Annotated in this window: 2 protein-coding genes; one reads left to right on the forward strand and one right to left on the reverse strand. The window is 35.4% G+C overall.

Annotation, left to right across the window (positions count from 1 at the left end; all coding sequences use genetic code 11):
- The first annotated feature begins 98 nt into the window (after window positions 1-98).
- Complete coding sequence (locus tag ACEN33_RS12340; protein WP_407095200.1) at window positions 99-410, forward strand: hypothetical protein; 312 nt, start codon at window positions 99-101, stop codon at window positions 408-410.
- Between the two features lie 33 nt (window positions 411-443).
- Here the strand turns inward: ACEN33_RS12340 and ACEN33_RS12345 are convergent, their stop codons facing one another.
- Complete coding sequence (locus tag ACEN33_RS12345) at window positions 444-761, reverse strand: hypothetical protein (protein WP_407090696.1); 318 nt, start codon at window positions 759-761, stop codon at window positions 444-446.
- Between the last annotated feature and the right edge of the window lie 647 nt (window positions 762-1408).

Raw genomic sequence — 1408 nt, forward strand, 5'->3', positions numbered from 1 at the left:
TCCTCTATGGTAAGATGTGTGTAGCTCATAACAGACCTCCGTGTTTATGTTTTTGTCATTACTAACATTTTACACGAACCTGTTATGGGTTTCTTTATTTGTCGCACTTAATTTTACAATTCATCAAAGATTTAAAAGTTAAAAAGTTAAAAAGTAACAGCAGAGGAACACCAGTAACAGGATACGCGTTCACGTGGAAACGCGAACAATCCGAAAGATGGATTGCTAAAAAATACGATAATAAGCAACATAAAAATAAAGATATAGTGCCAGGATGGTATGTAGAACAATCATCGAACACGTTAGAACAAGTATCAAATTCATCACAAAATAAAGAGATAGGTACTGACAAATACGAAGCTTACTTAAAAAAATTGCTCATATGTCTGATGAAACCGATTAAAGAATAGTCGTATATAAACCCTCTAAATCCATCTCCGGATTTAGGGGGTCACTACAGACTCTTCAGTTTCAACCTCTTCTGGCTCCTCTTGTACCTCTTCAGGTACTTCGCTTGAGCTTTCAGGCTCAGCGGGAACTTCCTCAGGTAATGTTTCTTCTACTGTAGGTTCTTCGTAGACTTCTTCAGGAATTGATTCTGGCACTTCCTCAATAATTGTCTCTTCGGGTACTGATTCTGTGCTCACACTAGTCTCAACAGTCGATTCTTGAGCATAAACTGTACTGATCGCTACTATTGGATCTAATAAGACGTTTAAACTAAGTAATACAACTGTTAATATACTAATTTTTCTATTCATAGTCATTGCTCTCCTTTTCTTACCATTATTATCATATAAATCCAACCAAGTTTCCAAATTCAATCAAACTACCGATGATACTGATAAATTTTGATTTTAATCGCGAATATTTTACTCCTTTCTTTGAAAATACCTATCACATAAATCGTCATCATTCCCTAACCATCGGTCTTATCGAGTTGATTTTCTCGACATACATTAAAGTATAGCAAGGAATTTTTTATAAAAAAATCATCATGATTTTTACCTTCGATATAATTTTTCGCCAATTCTAAATCCTGGTTCGGGTTCTTTATTACTAATAAAAGCTTTGTTGTCACTTAGCACCTCGATCTTTTTAAGTAATAATGTATCATTATTATAATAATACAGATTTTTAAGAAACTAAAGAAACTTCTCTTATATAAATAAACGCTTTTTAACTTGCCTGTAAACAATTTGCGGGGCGTCGTGAGTGTGAACGACGTACCGTATTTTAAAATGCGAAGTGTCGTGCGCTAACACGATGAACCGCATGTCGATTTGCGGTTCGTCGAGCCGGTGCTCGACGCCCTTTTCTATTGATCAAATCGAAAAAAGTCACCCTGTCGGATGACTTTTCTTTATCTTGATAGCTTTAGGAAGCTTTTTGGTGCTTGGGATGTGAA

Source organism: Ruoffia sp. FAM 24228 (genome assembly GCF_045528575.1).
Classification (GTDB): Bacteria; Bacillota; Bacilli; order Lactobacillales; family Aerococcaceae; genus Ruoffia; species Ruoffia halotolerans.

Coding starts and splice junctions, on each gene's coding strand:
- ACEN33_RS12345 (WP_407090696.1), bottom strand. CDS start 761: ATGAATAGAAAAATTAGTATATTAACAGTTGTATTACTTAGTTTAAAC.